Here is a 20,959-nt window from a genome sequence, read left to right as displayed (position 1 = left end):
GAGATTTAGGAGTGTAAAAGGAGGAGAAACGCGAGTTCGGCGATGTTTTTGACTCAACAACCGCAAATAGCTCATGGAGCTATGGCTTAAAGTTAAAGTGATTTATTAAGAGTAAGATTTTTTTGGTATTACGAAGATGCATCTGCCAATGATTTGGCAGGGAGGGATTCTTGCGTTACTACCGGGTTTCTGCACGAGATTCGGACAGAAGGAAAAAAGGTGGAGAGTCGATCTGTAAGCCGGGTTCTGTCTTGAACAGTCATTCGTCTACGATGGCCATCACTGGACATCTTTAGCAACCTACCCGGTCCCAGCGCGGGCCACGCCTTGGGACCCTATTTGGTCTTGCTCCAAGTGGGGTTTACCTAGCCACGAACTGTTGCCAGTCGTGCGGTGCGCTCTTACCGCACCTTTTCACCCTTACCGGCACCGAAGTGCTTAGGCGGTTATTTTCTGTGGCACTTTCCGTAGGCTCACGCCTCCCAGGCATTACCTGGCACTTCGCCCTATGGAGCCCGGACTTTCCTCCCCCCCTAATTTTCATAGAAGGCAGCGACTGTCCAATCGACTCTCCGCCGCGCAGGTTAACGGCACGGCGGGCTGAGGACAAGTATTAAAAGTGCAGCAATGCCATCACGTTCGGACGGAATGCCGGTTCGCCCCCGGAACTATTCGGCTTTCTGTTTATCCAGCGCAACCTGATACAGCACATTCTTGCGCACGCCGGTAATTTCGGCGGCCAGCGCCGCAGCCCGCTTGAGGGGCATTTCCTTGAGCAGCAGATCGAGTACGCGCATGGCCTCGCTGCCCACAGCATCCTCATCCTCCGGCGCTGCCCAACCGGCCACCAGCACCACACACTCGCCACGCTGTTGATTGCTGTCGCCTTCGACGAAGGCACGCAACGCTTCCAACGGCAGGCCCTTGAGGGTTTCGAACGTCTTGGTCAGCTCGCGCGCCAGCAGCGCGAGGCGCTCGCCGCCAAACACCAGCTCCATGTCTTGCAGGCATTCAAGGATGCGGTGCGGGGCTTCATAGAAGATCAACGTACGCGGTTCTTCCTTGAGCGCCTGAAGACGCGCGCGGCGCCCAACGGTCTTGGCTGGCAGGAAGCCCTCAAAGATAAAACGATCCGACGGCAACCCGGCAGCCGATAATGCAGCAATCAGCGCGCACGCTCCCGGAACAGGCACTACATTGATACCAGCGGCTCGCGCCTGGCGGACCAAGTGGTAGCCGGGATCGGAAATCAACGGCGTACCGGCATCGGAGATCAGCGCCACATCGTCACCGGCCAGCAGGCGCGTGATAAAACGGCTGCCTTCTTCGCGTTCGTTATGTTCGTGGCAAGCGGCCAGGGGCGTGCTGATACCAAAATGCTGCATCAACCGCTGGGAATGCCGCGTGTCTTCCGCCGCGATCAATTTTACGTCGCGCAACACTTTCAGCGCCCGGGCACTGATGTCGTCCAGGTTGCCAATGGGCGTCGCCACGACAAAAAGCGAGCCTGCAGTGGAATTCAAAGGACCTGGAGCAGTCAAAACGCACACCTCGATGGTTGGGAAAAGTCGCATTGTAGCGCGTAGGCGCCTCGATAATATGCCCTCAAGGTCGGCCGTCGATGGCTGTTGGCAGCATTTGCACGACCTAAATCGACGGTTTCACGCCAGTAACATCGCGCCTGGGCCAGTGCTTGGGTACACTTCCACGCTAATTTGATCGGTATCAGGAACACTTACATGATCGCTTGCCTGCGGCTGCTCTCCGCCCTCTGCCTCGCTGCCTTATTGGCTGCCTGTGCCAGCTCGCCCTCGTCCAGCCTTGGCGACCTCCCCCGGACCCCGGATGCCAGTATCGAGCAACTGCTCGAACAGGCTACCTCCGCCAACACGCCAGAAAAGGCCGCAATGCTGCGCCTGAGTGCGGCTGACCTGGCCTACCACCAGAACAACCCTGGGCGTTCGTCGCAGATTCTCGCGCAGGTGCCCCTGGATGTCCTGAAGCCGGCCGCGCAAGTTTTTGCCAGCACCCTGGCCGCCGAACTGGCCATGGCGCGCAATCAGCCCAAGGCTGCATTGGCAGCCCTGAACCATCCTAGCCTGCAAAGCCTGAAGGAGCTGCCGACAGACCAGCAGATCCGTACCGGCACCGTGCATGCCCGCGCCTATGAAGCCGATGGCCAGACCCTGGCCGCCGCGCGTGAGCGTGTCGCCATGGCTCCGCTGCTGACGGGCGACGCTGCCAACAGCAACCACGAAGCCATCTGGGCGCTGATTGCCGCGCTGCCGGCTGACCAGTTGCAAGCCAGCGGCAACCCGACGCTTGATGGCTGGATCAGCCTGGCCAAAGCCGTCAAAGGCGCCGGCACTCTGGAGCAACAACAAGCCGCGATCGACACCTGGCGCGCGCAGAACCCTGGGCACCCGGCCGCAGTGCAACTGCCGACGCCGCTGACCAAGCTTAAGGAACTGGCCAGCCAGCCGCTGAACAAGATCGCCCTGCTACTGCCGCAGGACGGTCCGCTGGCTGCGGTCGGCAAGGCACTGCGCGAAGGCTTCATGGCGGCTCACTACCAGGCCGAACAAGCCGGGCAGAAACCGCCGGTCATCGAGTTTTATGACAGCTCGCGCCTGACCTCCCTCGACGACTTCTATGCCAAGGCCCAGGCCGCCGGCGTACAACTGGTTGTCGGCCCGCTGGAAAAACCGCTGGTCAAACAACTCGCTGCTCGCCCGCAACTGCCGATCACGACGCTGGCGCTGAACTACAGCGAACTGAATGAAAACCCGCCGCAACTGTTCCAGTTCGGCCTGGCCGCTGAAGACGAAGCCCGCGAAGTCTCGCGCCGTGCCCGCGCCGACGGCCTGCACCGCGCCGCCGCCATGGTGCCGCGTGGCGAATGGGGTGAGCGTGTCTACAAAGCCTTCCGCCAGGATTGGGAAGCCAATGGCGGCACCGTCGTCGGCGTCGAGTACGTTGACCAGCCGGTCGCCCTCGCCCAGCAGATTGCCGACCTGTTCCAGCTGCGCAAAAGCGAAGGTCGCGCCAAGAGCCTGCAAAGCGCCGTTGGCACTGATGTAGCTGCACAACCGTCGCGACGCCAGGACATCGAGTTCATCTTCCTGGCTGTGACGCCACAATTGGCCCAGCAGATCAAGCCAACCCTGAACTTCCAGTACGCCGGCGACGTGCCTGTGTATGCGACGTCCCACGTGTTCAGCGCCAGCGGCGACAAAAACCAGTACCTGGACATGACCAACGTCATGTTCTGTGAAACCCCTTGGCTGCTCAACACCACCGACCCGCTGCGCAACCAGGTTGCCGCGCAATGGCCACAAGCCAATGGCAGCCTGGGCCGCCTGTACGCGATGGGCGCCGACGCCTACCGTCTGGCTCCGCGCCTGGGCCAGCTCAAGGCGCTGCCGGATACGCGCGTTGACGGTCTCTCCGGCAGCTTGGGCATCAGCGCCAACCAACGTGTTGACCGCCAGATGCCGTGGGCGAAATTCGTTGGCGGCGACATCCAGCGCCTGCCGGACACCTCGCGCTGATGCCCGAGCGGTCCAGCGCACAAAGCGGCAAGGATGCCGAACTTCAAGCCCTCCAGTATCTGCAACAACAGGGTCTGCGCCTTCTGGCGCAGAACTGGTTGTGTAAACGCGGTGAGCTTGATCTGGTCATGCTTGACGGCGATACAGTAGTATTCGTCGAAGTCCGCTACAGAAAACACGCACAATGGGGTGGCGCGCTCGCCAGTATCGACGGGCGCAAGCGTCAGAAGCTGATACTCGCCGCGCAGTTTTTCCTGCAAAAAGAGCATCGCTGGGCTGACTCCCCCTGCCGTTTCGATGTGGTTGCCATAGAAAGCACACCGTCTGGCCCCGCTGATCTGAATTGGCTTAAAAATGCCTTCGACAGCTGATTCACCGGACATCTTCACCACACACTTTTGCTCTTTGCTTTGCGGGCTGCACATTCCTGTGCCAAACAGCCGCGCTACTTAAGGTCACACAGATGGACATGCAATCCCGAATTCGCCAGCTTTTCCAGGCCAGCATCGACACCAAGCAACAGGCGATGGACGTACTTGCACCGCACATCGAGCAAGCCAGTCAGGTCATGGTCAATGCCTTGCTCAACGAGGGCAAAATGCTTTCGTGCGGCAACGGCGGTTCGGCCGGTGATGCCCAGCACTTTTCCTCCGAGCTGCTCAACCGCTTCGAGCGCGAACGCCCGAGCCTGCCGGCCATTGCCTTGACCACCGACACGTCGACGATCACCTCGATCGCCAACGACTACAGCTACAACGAAATCTTCTCCAAACAGATTCGCGCCCTGGGCCAACCCGGCGACGTGCTGCTGGCGATCTCCACCAGCGGCAACTCGGCGAACATTATTCAAGCGATCCAGGCCGCACATGATCGCGAAATGATTGTCGTAGCATTGACCGGCCGTGACGGCGGCGGCATGGCCTCGCTGCTGTTGCCGGAGGACGTTGAAATTCGCGTCCCGGCCAATGTCACTGCACGCATTCAAGAAGTCCACCTGCTGGCGATCCACTGCCTGTGCGATCTGATCGACAGCCAACTGTTCGGGAGTGAAGAATGACCGTTAACCGCCTCAGCCTTTTGGCCATCACGCTGTGCCTTGCCATCAGCGGCTGCAGCACGGCAATCACCGCGACACGTGACACACCCATTCAGGATGACCGGGGCACGCGTACTTTCGGCAGCACAATCGATGACTCGCTCATCGAAACCAAGGTCAAGGTCAACGTCGCCAAGGCCGCTACAGACTTGGGCAATGGCGCCTCGCGCATTGTGGTAACCAGCTTCAACGGCGTGGTACTGCTGGCCGGCCAGACGCCGCGTGCGGAGCTCAAGGCCCAGGCAGAACAAGCCGCCTCGTCGGTTCAGCGGGTCAAGAAGGTCCACAATGAACTGCAGGTCATGGACCCTATTACCCTGCTGGCCATCAGTAACGATGCGTTGCTGACCACCAAAATCAAGGCGCAGATGCTTACCGACAGCGCCGTACCGGGCTCGCGCATCAAAGTCGTCACCGATAACGGCATCGTTTACCTGATGGGCCTGCTGACCCAGGCGGAAGCCACCCGCGCGTCCAACCTGGTTCAGGGTGTGTCCGGCGTACAGAAGATCGTAAAGGTGTTCGAATACATCGACTGATGTCATTCGCAGCCACAAAAAAGGGCGCCGTGCATTGACTGCACGGCGCCCTTTTTAGTGGCCTGCGTTTATTGGTACTGCTGGTACGGGTTGCCCTGGAACTGGTTGTTCTGCTGCGGCGCCTGTTGCTGTTGTTGCTGCTGACCCGGCTGGCCGTATTGCTGGCCAGGGATCGGGCCGAGGTTGACCTCTACGCGACGGTTCTGGGCACGGCCATTCACGTCGGCGTTGCTGGCAATCGGGTTATCCGGGCCGGCACCGCGTGCACTCAGGTTGGTCGGGCTCACGCCTTGGGAGGTCAGGTAGTTGGCTACGCTCTGCGCACGACGCTGAGACAAGTCCATGTTCAACTGGCGGCTGCCGGTACTGTCGGTGTACCCAACAATCTGGATGGTGTTCTGGTTGAACTGCTTCAGCGAGTTCGCCAGGTTGTTCAGCGGCGTATAGAAGCTGCTGGCGATCGCGTCCGAGTTGGTGGCAAAGGTAATGTTACCCGGCATGATCAGCTTGATCTGGTCGCCCTGGCGCTGCACTTCAACACCGGTGTTGGCCATGCTTTCACGCAGTTTCTTTTCCTGCTGGTCGGCGTAATAACCGTAACCGGCGGCGCCGATACCGGCGATTGCACCACCGATCAGTGCACCCTTGCCACGGTTGTTATGGTCGATGGCAGCACCGGCCAATGCGCCAGCCAGCGCACCCAGGCCGCCGTACTTGGCGGTTTTGCTGATACCGCCTTGCGAACCATCATTTGCCTGCCCCTGGCTGCCGTCGTAAGGATTAGGCGAGGCGCAACCGGACAACAGGGCTACGGCGGTGGCAACAACAAGAAGACGACGCGGAGTAAACATGAAGGGAGCTCCTACTTTTGCATTCTGTGGTGCAAAGGACATTGGCAATGGACCTGTGCCGGGTTTTGAACGCGACAAACGGTAAAAATTCCGTGGCCATCGCCCCTGCTGTGACAAAGGCGGGCCAGTTTCACCGCTAAGCAAACCGTAGCAGACCCAGGCTGAACGCAAGCTGCGACGACGATTCTTTGTATAGAACAGCCCCAGCCCCGTGGTTATTCCCTACGCCCGCACAAACGGATTCTCACGCATCTCATCGCCCAACCGGGTGTCCGGCCCGTGCCCGGTAACCACCGTTGCGCCCTCATCCAGGGTGTACAAACGCTGCTTGATCGAACGCACGATGGTCGCCTGGTCCCCGCCCCACAGGTCGGTGCGCCCCACGCCGCGCTTGAACAATGTGTCGCCGGCAATCAACAACTTGGCATCGGCAAACCAGAAGCTCATCGAACCCGGTGTATGCCCTGGCGTGTGCAAGGCCACGCCGCAACCGCAGGCCAACGCCTCATCATCTTCCAGCCAGCGATCCGGTGACGGCACCGGCGTATAAGGCACGCGAAACATCTGGCATTGCATTTCCAGGTTATCCCACAGGAATTTATCGTCCTTGTGCAGATGCAAGGTGGCGCCGGTTTTCTCTTTCAATTGGCCGGAGGCCAGGAAGTGATCGAGGTGCGCATGGGTATGGATGATGCTCACCACCTTGAGGCCCAACGCCTCCAGGCGAGCCAGGATCAGCTCATGATTGCCGCCGGGGTCGACCACGATGGCGTTTTTGGTGATCGGGTCACCGATGATGGTGCAGTTGCACTGCAACGGGCCGACGGGGAAGGTTTCGCGAATCAGGGCTGGTAGCTGAGACATCAGAGCGAACTCGATCATTTGTAAGTCAGCGATTTTGGCACAAATGCGTTGCTCCCTACCCCAACAACCCCATCTCCTGCGCCCGTGCTACCGCCTGGGTTCGGCGCTCCACGCCCAGCTTGCTGTTGATATGGCTGGCGTGGGTTTTCACCGTGTGCAGAGAGATAAACAACTGGTTGCTGATCTCCTGGTTTGAGCAGCCTTGGGCGATCAGTTGCAGCACTGCCAGTTCGCGGGTGCTGAGGGTTTCGTGGGTGGGCAAGGCCTCGGCGGCGGCAACCACCGGCAGCAGCGCCAACAGGTTTTGGTTCAATAACGCATGCGGGGTCTTGCCGAGTTGTTCGCGCATCCAGTCAGGGTAACGCTCCAGCAGCCGCTGGAACGGTTGCAGTGCGCCACCAGCGCCCGTCTCAAGCGCCTGGGCCACGATTGGCCGCGCCTTGGCTTCCTGGCCGCACTCCAGCAATACATGCGCCTGCTGGGTCAGGGCCATCAGGGCAATCATCTGGCGCCCGCTGCTTTGCGCCTGCTGTGCCAGCTCTTCGAGGCGCTGCAGGGCCGCAGCCGGTTGATGGCGGATCGCATCGAGTGCGGCCTGCTGCAGCCCGATGTGTTGCGCCAGGTGTGGATGAAACTCCGGTGCGGCGGCGGCGTGCTCACCGTTATAGGTCTGCCCCAGGCGGGTCAGCCAGGCGTCGGCAAGGTCGGTGCGGCCTTGGGCCAGCCATAATTCGCATTTGATCAGGGTGATCATCGCCAGGTAATAGATCGGCGGCACGTCCCAGATATGCATCAGGCGCTCGGCTTCGGCGAGTTCGGCGAAGGCCTTGGCGAAATCACCGCGCCGCCCTTCGAAATTGGCAATCACACAATGCCCGATGAGTACGCTGATATCGCGGCAGGCACGGGCTTCGCTCAGGCCGGCACGCAAACGGGCAAGGCCAGCGTCAGACTGATAACGCACCAGCAGCAAATAACCTTCGTAGAGCGATAACCGCGCGCGTACGGCGTACAGCCGTTGGGGCGCAAGGCCTTGCAGGCGTTGCAACCCCTGGCGCACTTCGTCCAGAGAACGCAGAATTTCGCCGCGCGCCTGCAATACGCGCGCGCGGTCGTAATGGGCCAGGGCCTCGAACAGCGGGTTGCCGACGCGCTGCGCCAGCTCCAGGGATTCGCGATTCAGGCCACGCGCGCGCCACAGGTCGGCATCCACAATAGCCAAATTGGACAGGGTCGACAGGCACATCAGGCGCTGGCCATAGCGTTTGTGCGGCAGGCTTTCCAACGCCTCGCTGCAGTAACGCTGGGTCAACTCACGATCCCCTCGCCCGCGGGCGATGATCCCGCTCAGCGCCAGCCATTGGGCCAGCATCGACTTTTGCGCAGTGGCCGACGGCGCCGGCAGGAAGCGACTGAGGTAGCCTGACAATTCTTCCGCCGCATCCAACTGGCACGCCAACCCCAGCGCCCAACTGTAGAGCACGATCAAGCGCGGCGTGCTGATCAGCAGGCTGTCGGGCAAGTCCATCTTCCAGCGCAGCAGCATGCCCACATTCTGCTCGGCCAGCAGTTGCTCCTCTGACAGGTTCTGCACCAGGTTTGCCGCCACATCGAGGTGGCCGGCGCGCAACGCCTGCTCCACGGCTTCGTCGATAAAACCCTGGGCGTTGAACCAACGACAGGCCCGCAAGTGCAGGCTGGCAATCGGCAAGGTGGCATTGCTCGCGCGGCGCGTGCGCAGCAAATCGGAAAACAAATGGTGGTAACGGTACCAATGGCCCTGTTCGTCCAGCGGCACCAAAAACACCTGATGGGCCTGCAGATAGCGCAGGATTTCCGCGCTGTCATGGGCCTCGCGCACGGCGTCGCACAGCTCGCTGCAGAAACGATCCTGAGGCGCCGTGTCGTACAGGAACGCCTGCACTTCAACCGGCAGGCAGTCGATGACCTCTTCGAGCAGGTAATCGCGAATCAGCCCTTCGCCACCGTGCAAGCTGTGCGGCAACGCGCTTTCATTGCCCGCTTCGGCGATGGCCAACAGCCAGAAACGCAGGCCGGCGACCCACCCTTCACTGCGCCGGATCAGGTTGTCCAGCGCCTCGCCGCGCAACGAGCTGCTGTGCCGAGCCAGCACGGCCAGCGATTCGTCGTGGGTCAGGCGCAGGTCTTGTTCATGCAGCTCCAGCAGGTGCCGGGACAGCCGCAGGCGCGCCAGGTGCCAGTCGGGACGTTGGCGGCTGGTGACCATGACCACCAGCCCATCGGGTAAATGATTCAGGAAAAACTGCAGGCAGCGATCCAGCACCGGGCCCTGGGCCAGATGGTAGTCATCCAGTACCAGCAACAAGGGCGCGCGCGTGGACAAGTGCAACGTCAGCTCATCGAGCAGGCCGTCGAGCCATTCTTCAAAGGCAAAGGGTTGGTGACGCTGGCGCATCTTCAGCAGGCCCAGGGATTGGGCGCCGAGTTGCGGGAAGTACTGTTGCAAACCGTCGAGCAGGCGCTCGAGGAAACGGCCCGGGTCGTTATCGCGTGGGCTCAGGCCCAGCCACAGGCTTTGCCAATGCGCCGGCAACCCCTGGCAGAACTCCACCGCCAGCGAACTCTTGCCGAACCCCGCCGGAGCGCTGACCAGTAGCAGTCGCCCCTCCAGACCAGCACTCAGCCGCTCGCACAGGCGCGGGCGCAGCACATAGCCGTCAGGCAAAGGTGGCCTGTAGAAGCGCGCTTCCAGCGTCGGAATTACTGCGCTTGCAGGCCCTTGGATTCGGGACAGATCAGTCATCGCCGGGCTCTTGTAGAAGGCTGTTGTCGGCATTGCAGATGTCCGCAGACTAGCGGTAAAAGCGGCGGGTTTGTAGATCTTTGCAACATTTACCTGAAAAAGAACTACGACAAAAAATGTGGGAGCTGCCTAGTGCAAGGCTGGCTTGTGTGGGACTGGCTTGCCTGCGATAGCATCAACTCGGTGTAACTGATAGACCGAGGCGCCTGCATCGCGGGCAAGCCCGACTCCCACACAAGCCAGCTTTACACAAGCCAGCTCCCACATTGTCGAGTGAGTGTTGCTTAGCGCACACCATCCTGGCGCAGGGCCGCCGGGGTGAAGTCGCTGGTGGTGGCGGTGAAGCCGAAGTCATACGCCTGCTTCTCTTCGTTCTTCATGCCCAGGGCCAGGTAGCGGCCGGACTGCAGGTCGTAGAGGGTTTCGAGGGCATACCACGGCACTTGTTTGTCGTAGTAGTTCTCGGCGTGAGCTTCAGCCACGCGCCACAGTTGGCCACGGCCGTCGTAATGGTCGATCACCGCGGCTTGCCAGGTGTCTTCGTCGATGAAGAAGTCACGCTTGGCATAGATGTGGCGCTGGCCTTCCTTCAAGGTTGCGACCACGTGCCAGACGCGGCGCAGCTCATAACGTGCCAGGTCCTGGTTGATGTGGCCGGCCTTGATGATGTCGACGTACTTGAGCTTCGGGTCGTCGATCTTGTAGCTGTTGGAGGCGATGTAGATTTCTTTTTTGCCTTCCAGCTTCCAGTCGTAGCGGTCCGGTGCGCCGTTGTACATGTCGAGGTTGTCGGAGGTACGCAGGCCATCGGCAGCGGTGCCCGGCCCGTCATAGGACACTTGCGGCGCCCGGCGAACACGGCGTTGGCCGGCGTTGTAGACCCACGCCGAACGCGGCTCCTTCACCTGGTCGAGAGTTTCGTGCACCAGCAGCACACCACCGGCCAGACGTGCCGGAGCGGTCACTTGCTGCTTGAAGTAGAACAGCACGTTGCCCGGGTTTTTTGGGTCGTAGTCCTTCATCTTGTCGCGGAACACAAACTGATCGCGAAAGTACACCAGGCTGAACGAACCGTTGGTTTGCGGCGTGGCCTGGGTGACCAGACGCGTCACGCTGCCGCCGCGATAGCGGGTGATGTGGTTCCAGATCACTTCCACGCCGCTTTTCGGGATCGGAAACGGCACCGCGGTTTCGAAATTCTCCAGGCCGTTGCCGCCAGACACGAGGTTGGTGTTGGTGGCGTTCTTCTTGATGGCCGCGAACACATCAGCCGGCACGGTGGCGCCGCGATGGGTCGGGTAAACCGGCATCTTGAAGGTGTCCGGGTAACGCTTGAACATCGCGTACTGCCCCGGCGCCAGCTTGTCTTTGTACTGCTCGACGTTCTGCGCGGTGATCGTGAATTGCGGCTGCTCGCTGGCATACGGGTTGGCGAGGAAACCACGGGCATCCACGGCGCCGGCATTGGTGGGCAGCGGCGACCATTTGGGGATGGTGCCGGCCGCGTTGCCCGCCATTTCGGCGCCCATCGGGGTTAGGGTCGTGCCCAACTTGGCGGCTTCATCGGCCGAGACTGCCGCCATGACGCTACCCGCCATGATCGACAGCCCAAGCACACCCACGTGCAACAGACTTTTAGTTATTTTCATGTTCTGGCTCTTCCTGAAATGCATGCATCTGAAAAAGAAAGTCTTAGAAGTTCACGCCGGCGCTCAAGGCGATAAAGTCGCGATCGTCCACCGTGGTGAACCGGCCACCAAAGAAGTTGGTGTAGTTCAGGCCGACGGTGTAGGTGTTCTGGTACTCGGCATCGACGCCCAGGCTGACGGCCTTGCGACCCTCTTCAAAGTTGCCGCCAGGGCCTGGCGAATACCCTTTGACGTCATGAGACCAGGCCACGTTGGGCTTGAGGTTCACACCGGCAAACACATCCGGATATTCCCAGATCGCCCGGGCGCGATAACCCCAGGACGTCGCGGTGGTGTAGCCGTCGTTGTTGCAGTTGGTGTTCAAGCCGGATGCATTCGGCAGGCCCGCACCTTGAGCGGTCGAATTGTTCAGCGCGTTGCAGAAACCACCCGGCAGCGTGCCAGGGCCGAACACTGGATCACGGCCATAACGCGCAGTGTTTTTGCTTTCCAAGCCGCCCACATGGGTTACGCCGATTTCGCCCACGGTGGTCAGGCGGGTCGCGCCCATCACCTGGTCGAAGAAGTGCGTGAAGGTGGTCTGGAACTGGGTCACTTCCTTGCGGTTGTAGCCGTGCAGGTCTTGGCCCGGTGTGCCCTTGAGCACCGATGCATTTTCATAGCCCCGAATCGGCGTAACGCCCGCATACAGAATATCGGTGGTGCTCAGTTGTACCGGCGCGTTTGGCCGGTAGCTCAATTCACCACTCCAGGCGGTGCCGGTAGGCAGCGTGGTGGAGAAGCTCAGGCCGTAGAGGCGGATATCTTCCGGGTACTCGACAAAGTACTGGGAACTGCCGGCCACGATCAACGGACGCAAAGCCGCCAGTTGCCCCAGCGGACGGGTGTAGGCCGAGTTTGGCGCGCCGGTGGCGCTGAAGATTGGCGCACGGCTGTGGTAGTTCATGAAGTACGCACCGAACTCCGTGTCCAGTGGCTCGAAGTTGTAGTGCATGGCCACGCCGAACTGGCCGCTGTCCCGTGCATCACGGTCACCGCCACGTTTTACCAGCACGCCCTCATTGTTCACGTCCACACCCAGCGCGTTCAATGTCGGCAAGGCCGCGCCAGGGATGGTGGAACGCTTGTTCAAGACCCGCAGGTTATTGCTGCAACCGTCGGCAATCACGTCTGGCTGGGAGAAGAACGTGCCGCAGTTATCCACCACGGTCTGGTCCCACTCCAACTGGTAGAACGCCTCTGCGGAAAGGTTGTCGGTGAGGGTCTGGGACACGTAGAACATATTGACCGGAATCAAGCCTTCCTTGATCTCGGCGCCCGGACGACGGAATGCAGACACGTCGATCGGGTTGATCGAGTTGATACCGCCACCAATGAACGTACTTTCGCCCCAGCTCACTACCTGCTTGCCGAAGCGCACGCTGCCTGGCTCATCGGCAACGGTGTAGTTGTGATAAATGAACGCATCGAGAATCTGCCCGCCCGAGGACTTGGCGCCCTCTTTGCGGTTGTTGTTGCTGACGTTCTTGAAGTCTAGGTCTTCGTTTTGCAGCGCGAAGTCGTACCAGTACTTGCCACGTACAAAGATGCCGGTGTCGCCGTATTTCAATTCAAGGTCATGGATACCCTTGAAGATCTTCGAGAAGGAATCACCCTTGTTGAAGTTCAGGTGGCCGTCATCGGAGGTCTGTGAAAGCCCCTTGCCGCCGTTGTTGACACCAATCAGGTCTTTATTGCGACCCGCAGTCGACCAGCTCGCCCCCACCGACAGGGATGAGTCAAAGCTGCCTTCGATTTCACCGATGTTGAAACTGACGCCGAATGCGGGCCCGGCGAGCGTAGAAGCGAGACTGACGGCCAGGGGCAGTCTTGCCCGGCGCCAGAACTGGTTTACTGAGGTCATCGACGCTACTCCATGTGCATTATTGTTATGGCAGTGAGTTCTTTCTTCTGGATGCGTGTAACGGCCGGAATACAACGATTCCAATGCCGAACGGCAACCGAGCCCCCATGGCCCGAAGCGCAACATCCTTGAAAAACTCTGAGATGGACTATAGCCAGCAGGGGGTACCGCTTGATCCCTCTAAAGTGTGATTTGCATCACCAACCCGTCTGCCACAGTCCTTTCGCCACGCCGACGAAGGCCGGCGCGGCAAGGATGGCTGAAAATTGGCAAATCACAAGTGAAGGCTTGAGATAGAGCATTGCCGCGCCCGATCGGGCGCGGCGAGGGGCATCAGAGGGTGGACAGGAACGTGCTGTTATTGGCCTGCCATTCAATGATGTCGATACGGATACGTTTTTTGTCGAGCTTGCCGACACTGGTCTTGGGAATTTCCGTAACAACGGCAATCTGGCTTGGAATCGCCCACTTGCTCAAATGGCCCAGTTCGACAAAAGGCTTGAGGTGTTCCTTGAGCTCGCGAGCACCTATCACATGGCCATCACGGACCACCAGCAACGCAAACGGGCGCTCGCCCCACTGCGGGTCGGCGATGCCCACCACCGCTACTTCGCGTACCGCCGGGTGACGGCTGACCAGGTCTTCGAGGGCCAGGGAGGAGATCCACTCGCCGCCGGTCTTGATCACATCCTTGATGCGGTCGCGAATGTCGATCACGCCAAATGCGTCCAGCGTGGCCACATCGCCGGTGTGCATCCAACCGCCCTCCCACAGCTCGGCGCCCTTTTGCGGCTCGTTGTAATAGCCCTCGGTCAGCCACGGTGCGCGCAGCACCAGCTCACCCTGGGACTCGCCGTCAGCGGGCAAGAAGTTGCCTTCGCTGTCGACAATCGCCGCTTCCACCAACGGCCCGGGCACGCCGGCCTTGATGCGGTAGGTGGTGCGCTCGTCCTCGGTGCCGGCCATCAGTTCTTCGTTGAGGTGGGCACACGACACCAGCGGCCCGGTCTCGGACATGCCGTACGCGGCAGTCAGTTGAATACCGCGCGCCTTGGCGGCTTCATACAGCGTGCGATTAAGCGCGCTGCCGCCGATGACGATTTTCCAGCCGCCAAAATCCACGCCTTGCGCCGCCTTGGCGTTGAGCACCATTTGCAGGATGGTCGGCACGCAGTGGGAGAAGGTGACCTTTTCCTTGCGCCACAACTCCACCAGGTATTCCGGGTCGTAGCGGCCCGGATAGACCTGCTTCAAACCAAGCATGGTTGCCACGTACGGCAAGCCCCAGGCGTGCACGTGGAACATCGGCGTGATCGGCATGTACACGTCGTTGGTGCCCAGCAGGCGCACGCTGTCGACGCTGCCCATGATCGTCGCAACGCCCATGGTGTGCAGCACCAGTTGGCGGTGGGTGAAGTACACGCCTTTGGGGTTGCCGGTGGTGCCGGTGGTGTAGAAAGTGGTGGCGACGGAGTTTTCGTCGAAGTCCTGGAAGTCGTACGTGGAGCTGGCGGCCGCCAGCAGTGTTTCGTACTCGCCGACCAGGTTGGGCAGCTCGGCAGTTTTTTCGTCGCCGTCGGTGAGCAGCAGCGTTTTGTCGACCGTGGTCAGGTGGCCGGCGATGGCCTGGTAAAGCCCCACGAACTCGCTGTTGACCAGCACGAAGCGGTCCTCGGCGTGGTTCATGGTGTAGAGAATTTGTTCGGGCGACAGGCGCACGTTGATGGTGTGGATTACCGCGCCGATCATCGGGATGGCGAACATGCATTCGAGGTAACGGTGGCTGTCCCAGTCCATCACGGCGACGGTGTCACCGGCCTTGACCCCGGCCTCGGTCAGCACGTTGGCCAGGCGCGCGACGCGCTCGATGAGGGTGGGGTAGGTGTAACGCAGTTTGTCGCGGTAGATGATTTCCCGGGTTTTTTCGTAGCGGGTCCCGGACATCAGCAGGCGTTTGATCAACAGTGGGTATTGGTAAGCGCCTTCGGCGGGTGGGATAACACGGGTCTGCAACATACGAATCCCTTATCTGACTGCACGGTCTTGGCTTGAAGACCTGCACTTTAGAGAGCTTATGTGTCAGCTAAATCAGCCAAAGGAATGATTTGCAGAGGCCGATGAATACTAGCTTTGCGCCATCATCCAGGTGCTGCCGGCTGGGGGCATATCCGTTATTTGGGTGATGGCCGCTTGGGGTTCCGCCCTTACGGCGGGTCACTTTTGAAAAGAGCCCAAAAGTTACCAAAAGGCTCTTGCCCCACCACTCGGCACCTCGCTCACGCTTCGGTGTGCCCTCACGCAGGCTTTGAAGCGTGGGCCGCCGCGACGGGCCATCCATGGCCCAACACGGCTAAACCGGCGTCCTGCCGGTTTACCCACGCTCCAAAACCTGCGTTCGGCCAGCGTGGTTTAACGGGGCGCCTAAGATCAAAGTCAAAAGCAGATCAAGATCAAAAGCAGAGCACGGCGGCCTAGTAGCCGACCTGAGTGGTTAGATCAAAAGCAAAAGCGAGGCGGCCTGACAGCCGACCTGATTCTGGAACCTGAACTCAATCAAATGTGGGAGCTGGCTTGCCTGCGATGGCATCAACTGGTTATGCCTGACACACCGAGGTGTCTGCATCGCAGGCAAGCCAGCTCCCACAGAAAAGCAAAGCAGTGCGGTGGTGGAGGCTGAACTCGGTGAAATTGTGGGAGCGGGCTTGCTCGCGAAGGCGGTGGGTCAGTTATACATGAGCTGACTGACACACCGCATTCGCGGGCAAGCCCGCTCCCACATTTGGATCTCTGTGCTTCAGATAGAAATGTGTTGCTGTGCTTTTGATCCGCTTTTGCTTCTACCACTCAGGTCGGCTACCAGGCCGCCGTGCTTTTGCTTTTGATCTTGCTTGTGATCTGACAGGCCCCGTCAACCACGCTGGCCGAACGCAGGCTTGAATCCGTGGGTAACCCGGCAGGACGCCGGGTTAGCCGCGTTGGGCCATGGAAGGCCCGTCGCGGCGGCCCACGGATTCAAGCCGGAGTGAGGGAATGCCGAGCCTAGGCGAGGTGCCGAGTGGTGGGGCAAAGACCTTTTGGTTACTTTTGGGGCGTTTGCCAAAAGTGACCCGCTGTAAGAGCGGAACCACCAGCCGCCGTTACCGCAGCAACGGATATGTCCCCCCCTCCCACAGCACAAACCAAACCCCACCCCTCACTTCATACTCGTAAACGCAAGCTTCACACCAATCGCAATCAAAACCGCCCCCATGGTCCGATCAAACCAATGCCCCATCCTCGCAAATCCCGCGCGTACCCGCTGCTGACTGAACAACATAGCCACCAGGCAAAACCACAACGCCGTCGCCACCGCCAGGTACACACCGTATCCAGCCTGGATCGCCAGCGGCGTGTGCGGGTTGATCACCACCGTAAACAGCGACAGAAAAAACAGCGTGGCCTTGGGGTTCAAACCATTGGTCACAAACCCCGCGGTAAATGCCGCGCGCGGAGTGCGCTCACCCACTTCAGGCTGCAACTCACCCTCGGCAACCGGCTTGGCCGGCTGCGCGCGCAACGCTTTGAAACCGATGTACAACAAGTACGCCGCCGCCGCCCACTTCAGCGCGTTAAACAGCACGATGGACTGCGACACGATCAAACCAATCCCCAGCAGCGAGTAGCCCACGTGCAGGAAAATCGCCGAGCCCACCCCCAGCGCGGTCCAGGTGCCGGCGCGACGCCCATGGGTCACACTCTCGCGCACCACAACAGCGAAATCCGGGCCGGGGCTGGCCACCGCCAATAAGTGAATCAGGGCTACGGTCAAAAACTCGGCGGCGTACATACTCACTCCATTAAGTAACTGATTATTTCATCTGATAGGCTCGGCAGATTACGCCTTCGAACCCTGTCGCAAAAGGTACAGTTGATGACGAACAATCGCCGCGCCGTCTTCCTTGATCACCCGTCCCTGGACCTTGGGGACCTGGACCTCAGCGAATTGCGCAACAGCTTCAGCGACCTGCAACTTTACGCGCACACCACGCCGCAGAATGTGGTCGAACGCCTGCAAGGCGCCCAAGTGGTCATCAGCAACAAAATCGCGCTGAATACCGAAACGCTGCAAGCCTGCCCCGAACTCAAGCTGATCCTGGTCTCGGCCACCGGCACCAACAACGTCGACCTCGCCGCCGCCCGTGCCCATGGCATTACGGTGAGCAACTGCCAGGGCTACGGTACGCCGTCGGTGGCGCAGCACACGATCATGCTGTTGCTGAATCTGGCGACACGCCTGAACGACTACCAACGCGACGTCAGCGCGGGCAAATGGCAACAAGCCAAGCAGTTCTGCCTGCTGGACTACCCGATTGTCGAGCTGGAGGGCAAAACCCTCGGCCTGCTCGGCCATGGCGAACTGGGCAGCGCCGTCGCGCGCCTGGCCGAAGCCTTCGGCATGCGCGTGGTGCTCGGCGCGATTCCGGGCCGCCCTGCCCGCGCTGACCGCGTGCCCCTGGATGAACTGCTCGCGCAAGTCGACGCGCTGACCCTGCACTGCCCGCTCAATGAACACACCCGCGACTTTATCGGCGCCCGCGAATTGGCACTGCTCAAGCCCGGCGCGTTTATCGTCAACACCGCGCGCGGTGGCTTGATCAACGAACAAGCCCTGGCAGACGCGTTGCGCAGCGGCCATCTGGGCGGTGCGGCCACCGATGTGCTGAGCGTGGAGCCACCGGTCAATGGCAACCCGCTGCTGGCCGGCGATATTCCTCGCTTGATCGTGACGCCCCACAACGCCTGGGGCAGTCGCGAAGCGCGGCAGCGCATCGTTGGTCAACTGGCGGAAAACGCCCGCGGCTTTTTCAACGGCACCCCGCTGCGCGTCGTCAGTTGATAAACTGCGCCCCTTTTCAAGGAGCAGACCATGGATCCGCGCAGTGAAGTACTGCTTCGTCAGGCCGAACTTTTTCAAGGCAACCTGCTGCTGGTAGGTTTGCCCGCCGACGATTTGCTCGGCCGCCTGCCCAATGCCCACGGCTGGAGCTGGCATGCCGGCGACCAGGCGGCGCTCGATGCGCGCTTCCCCGAGCGCAGCCATTTCGGCGTGAACGCGCCCGAGCGCGATTTTGATGCGGCGGTGATTTTCCTGCCCAAGTCCAAGGACCTCACCGACTACCTGCTCAACGCCGTGGCCGCACGCCTGCCCGGCGCTGAGCTGTTTCTGGTGGGCGAGAAAAAAGGCGGTATCGAAAGCGCCGCCAAGCAGATGATTCCGTTCGGCAAGCCCCGCAAGCTCGACAACGCGCGGCACTGCCAGCTGTGGCAGGTCACCGTGGCCAATGCCCCGCAAGCAGTCGAACTGGAAAGCCTGGCGCAGGTGTTTGACGTGCCGCTGGCCGAAGGGCCGCTCAAGGTTGTGAGCCTGCCGGGCGTGTTCAGCCACGGTCGCCTGGATCGCGGCACCGAGCTGTTGCTTGCACACCTGGACAAGTTGCCCAGCGGGCACTTGCTCGACTTTGGCTGCGGCGCCGGCGTGCTGGGCGCTGCGGTCAAGCGTCGCTACCCGCACAACACGGTGACGATGCTTGACGTGGATGCGTTCGCCGCCGCCAGCAGCAGCCTGACCTTGGCGGCCAATGGCCTGGAAGCCGAGGTGTTGACCGGTGACGGCATCGACGCTGCGCCGATGGGTTTGAACGCGATTTTGAGCAACCCGCCGTTCCATGTCGGCGTGCACACCGACTATTTCGCCACGGAAAACTTGCTGCGAAAAGCGGCGAAACACCTGGCAAAAGGCGGCGAACTGCGCTTGGTGGCCAACAGTTTCCTCAAGTACCAACCGCTGATCGAAGAGCACTTGGGCGTGTGTGCAATCAAGGCCGAAGGCAATGGTTTTCGCATTTATCGTGCCAAACGCGGCTGATGGCTTTTTGAAAAAGAAGGCTTGCCGAATGGGTTTTGCCTAGGCAGAATCCGCTCCGTCCTAGGGGAGTAGTCTCCCACGAGCGCCATGCTCGTCCGGCATACGTCAACATACTTGGTCAGCAGACCATGGCGTATGCGACCCAGGAGTCCGCACAGACGGACCGGGGTTTGACAAGACCTATGACACGCACACCTTACCCGGGGCGGGAAGGCTGTACGTGTCATAGCCGTGTCGACCCGCCCCTGGAAACTTACCTGATGCTGGATTCATTACTCGTTCCTACCGCAATCGTTGCCCTGGCCGAAATCGGCGACAAGACGCAACTGCTCGCGCTCATCCTTGCTGCTCGCTTCCGCAAGCCCTGGCCCATCATCGCCGGCATCGTCGCCGCGACCCTGGCCAACCATGCAGCCGCCGGTGCCGTGGGGGCCTGGTTCGGCAGCTTCTTCTCGGATGCGGTGTTGCACTGGATCCTCGCGGCGAGCTTCTGCGCCACGGCGCTGTGGACCCTGGTGCCGGACAAACTTGACGACGACGAAGCCAGTACCACGCGCAAATTCGGGCCGTTCCTGACCACGCTGATTGCGTTCTTCCTCGCCGAAATCGGTGACAAGACGCAGATCGCCACGGTGATGCTGGCCGCGCAATACCCTGAGCTGTGGCTGGTGATTATCGGCACCACCCTGGGCATGCTGATTGCCAACGTGCCGGTGGTTCTGGCGGGGAATTTTGCGGCGGAGAAACTGCCATTGACCCTGATTCGTCGACTGGCGGCTACGGCGTTCTTCGTTCTGGCGGTGGTGGCGGTGTACAAGGCCATGCAAAGCAGCGGCTGGATCTAGACCTGTAACCCCAATCCGATGTGAGCGCTGACTTGCCTGCGATAGCATCAACTCGGTATGTCTGAAGGACCGAGTCGTCTGCATCGCGGGCAAGCCAGCTCCCACATGGGTCCGCGTTAACTCAGGATTTTTTGGCCTGCTGGTAAAGCGGCATTACTTTCGGAATCGCCGCCTGCAACGAGGCGATTCGGCTGTCGGAGGCCGGGTGTGTGCTCATGAACTCCGGCGGCGCACCTTCCGAAGCCTTGGCCATCTTGTTCCACAACGTGATGGCCGCGTTCGGGTTGTAGCCGGCCCGGGCCGAGAGCTCCAGGCCGATCAGGTCGGCTTCGTTTTCATTGGCGCGGCTGTTGGGCAGCGTCATGCCGTAGTTGGCCACCGTATCGGCCAGCGCCAGGCTGTCCTGGCCCAGACCGAACAAGGCACCGGCGCCCTGCTTGGCCATCTCGATGCCGTAGGCCTTGGACATGGCTTCACGGCCGTGTTCGCGCAAGGCGTGAGCGATTTCATGGCCCATCACCGCGGCCAGTTCGTCATCGGTGAGCTTGAGGTTGTCGATCAACGCGCTGTACACGAAGATCTTGCCGCCAGGCCCGCAGTTGGCGTTCATCTCATCGCTTTTGATCAGGTTCACTTCCCACTTCCACTGCGCCGCATCCGGGCGAAAGGTCGGCGCCTGGGCGATCAGTCGATTGGCAATGGCCTGCACGCGCTTGGCGTTGGCACTGGTCTTGTCGAGCATGCCTTTGCCGCTCGCCTCACCCAGCGTCTGCTGGTAGGACTGGGCATACATCTGGTCGACTTCCTGACTCGACAACATGCTGAACATGTACTGCTTGCGCTCTACCCCGACGGCGCCGCCGCTGGTGGTGTTTACCGACTGGCAACCCGCCAGCAGCATTGCCGCAAACAAACCACTTACCGCCAATGACTTCTTCATGAACACGCTCCCTGAAAACATGGCGCGTATC

General features: G+C 60.6%; 16 protein-coding genes, 1 other RNA gene and 1 riboswitch. Of the genes, 7 read left to right on the top strand and 10 right to left on the bottom strand.

The window, feature by feature from the left end:
• Positions 1-219: 219 nt before the first annotated feature.
• Together rnpB and rsmI are read right to left on the bottom strand one after the other, a co-directional pair.
• Positions 220-572, bottom strand: an RNA gene (gene rnpB, locus AB5I78_RS05275) — RNase P RNA component class A.
• Between the two features lie 96 nt (positions 573-668).
• Entirely contained in the window at positions 669-1,574 is a 906-nt protein-coding gene (gene rsmI, locus AB5I78_RS05270; protein ID WP_178119770.1) for a 16S rRNA (cytidine(1402)-2'-O)-methyltransferase, read from the bottom strand.
• Positions 1,575-1,739: 165 nt separating this feature from the next.
• Here rsmI and AB5I78_RS05265 point away from each other — a divergent pair, with 165 nt between their 5' ends.
• From AB5I78_RS05265 to AB5I78_RS05250, 4 genes are all read left to right on the top strand, one after another.
• Complete coding sequence (locus AB5I78_RS05265; protein ID WP_145166210.1) at positions 1,740-3,551, top strand: penicillin-binding protein activator; 1,812 nt, start codon at positions 1,740-1,742, stop codon at positions 3,549-3,551.
• Positions 3,551-3,922, top strand: coding sequence for a YraN family protein (locus tag AB5I78_RS05260; RefSeq protein ID WP_145166209.1), 372 nt, complete (start codon positions 3,551-3,553; stop codon positions 3,920-3,922). Before AB5I78_RS05265 ends, AB5I78_RS05260 begins: the two co-directional genes overlap by 1 nt.
• A 92-nt stretch (positions 3,923-4,014) precedes the next feature.
• Positions 4,015-4,608 carry a phosphoheptose isomerase gene (locus tag AB5I78_RS05255; RefSeq protein WP_003216190.1) on the top strand — a complete coding sequence of 198 codons (594 nt, stop codon included), beginning with the start codon at positions 4,015-4,017 and terminating at the stop codon, positions 4,606-4,608.
• Complete coding sequence (locus tag AB5I78_RS05250) at positions 4,605-5,186, top strand: BON domain-containing protein (RefSeq protein ID WP_106579572.1); 582 nt, start codon at positions 4,605-4,607, stop codon at positions 5,184-5,186. The genes AB5I78_RS05255 and AB5I78_RS05250 overlap by 4 nt, the downstream gene beginning before the upstream one ends.
• Before the next feature lie 68 nt (positions 5,187-5,254).
• Here the strand turns inward: AB5I78_RS05250 and AB5I78_RS05245 are convergent, their stop codons facing one another.
• From AB5I78_RS05245 to AB5I78_RS05215, 7 genes are all read right to left on the bottom strand, one after another.
• Positions 5,255-6,037, bottom strand: coding sequence for an OmpA family protein (locus AB5I78_RS05245; RefSeq protein ID WP_106579573.1), 783 nt, complete (start codon positions 6,035-6,037; stop codon positions 5,255-5,257).
• Positions 6,038-6,259: 222 nt separating this feature from the next.
• Positions 6,260-6,901 (bottom strand): MBL fold metallo-hydrolase, encoded by a 642-nt coding sequence (locus AB5I78_RS05240; protein WP_262210211.1) that lies wholly within the window; start codon positions 6,899-6,901, stop codon positions 6,260-6,262.
• A gap of 55 nt (positions 6,902-6,956) precedes the next feature.
• Positions 6,957-9,686 carry a LuxR C-terminal-related transcriptional regulator gene (locus AB5I78_RS05235; protein ID WP_369303436.1) on the bottom strand — a complete coding sequence of 910 codons (2,730 nt, stop codon included), beginning with the start codon at positions 9,684-9,686 and terminating at the stop codon, positions 6,957-6,959.
• Positions 9,687-9,970: 284 nt separating this feature from the next.
• Positions 9,971-11,335 carry a DUF1329 domain-containing protein gene (locus AB5I78_RS05230; RefSeq protein WP_106579575.1) on the bottom strand — a complete coding sequence of 455 codons (1,365 nt, stop codon included), beginning with the start codon at positions 11,333-11,335 and terminating at the stop codon, positions 9,971-9,973.
• A 43-nt stretch (positions 11,336-11,378) separates the two neighbouring features.
• Positions 11,379-13,238: a DUF1302 domain-containing protein gene (locus tag AB5I78_RS05225; protein ID WP_106579576.1), complete on the bottom strand. Its 1,860-nt coding sequence runs from the start codon at positions 13,236-13,238 to the stop codon at positions 11,379-11,381.
• A 333-nt stretch (positions 13,239-13,571) separates the two neighbouring features.
• The gene (locus AB5I78_RS05220) at positions 13,572-15,254 is read right to left on the bottom strand and encodes a fatty acid--CoA ligase (protein ID WP_145166207.1); all 1,683 of its coding nucleotides are present in this window, start codon (positions 15,252-15,254) and stop codon (positions 13,572-13,574) included.
• Positions 15,255-16,431: 1,177 nt separating this feature from the next.
• Positions 16,432-17,064 carry a LysE family translocator gene (locus AB5I78_RS05215; protein WP_145165138.1) on the bottom strand — a complete coding sequence of 211 codons (633 nt, stop codon included), beginning with the start codon at positions 17,062-17,064 and terminating at the stop codon, positions 16,432-16,434.
• An 84-nt stretch (positions 17,065-17,148) separates the two neighbouring features.
• On the opposite strand from AB5I78_RS05215, the gene AB5I78_RS05210 reads away from it, so the two are divergent.
• The 3 genes from AB5I78_RS05210 to AB5I78_RS05200 all read left to right on the top strand — a co-directional run bounded on the left by AB5I78_RS05210 (position 17,149) and on the right by AB5I78_RS05200 (position 19,988).
• Positions 17,149-18,114, top strand: a complete 966-nt coding sequence (locus AB5I78_RS05210) for a 2-hydroxyacid dehydrogenase (RefSeq protein ID WP_124416452.1) — start codon at positions 17,149-17,151, stop codon at positions 18,112-18,114.
• 30 nt (positions 18,115-18,144) lie between these two features.
• Positions 18,145-19,143, top strand: a complete 999-nt coding sequence (locus tag AB5I78_RS05205; RefSeq protein WP_369302605.1) for a methyltransferase — start codon at positions 18,145-18,147, stop codon at positions 19,141-19,143.
• Positions 19,144-19,194: 51 nt separating this feature from the next.
• Positions 19,195-19,314, top strand: a riboswitch (yybP-ykoY riboswitch).
• Between the two features lie 89 nt (positions 19,315-19,403).
• Positions 19,404-19,988 carry a TMEM165/GDT1 family protein gene (locus AB5I78_RS05200; protein ID WP_016974259.1) on the top strand — a complete coding sequence of 195 codons (585 nt, stop codon included), beginning with the start codon at positions 19,404-19,406 and terminating at the stop codon, positions 19,986-19,988.
• A gap of 121 nt (positions 19,989-20,109) precedes the next feature.
• Here AB5I78_RS05200 and AB5I78_RS05195 read toward each other — a convergent pair whose 3' ends face one another.
• Positions 20,110-20,928, bottom strand: a complete 819-nt coding sequence (locus AB5I78_RS05195; RefSeq protein ID WP_369302604.1) for a M48 family metalloprotease — start codon at positions 20,926-20,928, stop codon at positions 20,110-20,112.
• Between the last annotated feature and the right edge of the window lie 31 nt (positions 20,929-20,959).

It is taken from the genome of Pseudomonas sp. N2-3-1-14 (assembly GCF_041228395.1).
Classification (GTDB): domain Bacteria; phylum Pseudomonadota; class Gammaproteobacteria; order Pseudomonadales; family Pseudomonadaceae; genus Aquipseudomonas.
The sequence above is the reverse complement of the archived record's forward strand: the minus strand, read 5'-3'. Positions and strand labels throughout refer to the sequence as shown.